The organism is Mesorhizobium sp. M6A.T.Cr.TU.014.01.1.1 (genome assembly GCF_004022765.1).
Lineage (GTDB): Bacteria > Pseudomonadota > Alphaproteobacteria > Rhizobiales > Rhizobiaceae > Mesorhizobium > Mesorhizobium mediterraneum.
In genome coordinates this window covers 1-488 of the sequence record NZ_RZPG01000089.1, presented here as the reverse complement: position 1 = coordinate 488, position 488 = coordinate 1, and the positions used below count along the sequence as shown (strand labels likewise).

The window sequence follows — 488 nt, the reverse complement described above, 5'->3', positions numbered from 1 at the left end:
GCCACCAGGCAATGTCGGCAAAACAGCGCTCAAGCCCGATATGCACGTAGAACACACCCTGCTCCATCTTGGTGCCGTCGGGCGACAGGATGGCCGACAAATGCCTGTTGTAGGGCCGCTTGTCTTTGGCGAAGCGCACGTCGCGATTGATGCGGAACAGCGACTTCTTGCGATCACCGCGCAGGCCGAGCCCGGCCTCTTGGAAGCGTTCGGTCAGCGTGTCCACGAGATCACTGAGCGGATCGCGCAATTCCTGTTCGAACAGGTCACGGTTCTCCAAAAACCACTCTCGGCTCTGGTGGAAATCCAGCGCCTTCAGGAACGGAATGGCTTTCGGGCCGAAACCCTTGAATGCGCCTTCCATCACGCCTTGCCGATCCGTACCAGCCAGCCATCCTCGTCGATCACCTCGATGCCGAGTTCGCTGGCGAGCTTGAGCTTGGAGCCGGCACCCGGCCCGGCGACCACCAGATCCGTCTTTGCCGAAA

1 protein-coding gene is annotated in these 488 nt (G+C 60.7%); it reads right to left on the bottom strand.

What is annotated here, in order from left to right; all coding sequences use genetic code 11:
• A partial coding sequence (locus tag EN885_RS33080) for a TIGR02453 family protein (RefSeq protein ID WP_128335262.1) occupies positions 1-364 on the bottom strand: 364 nt, incomplete at its 3' end.
• Positions 365-488: the final 124 nt, after the last annotated feature.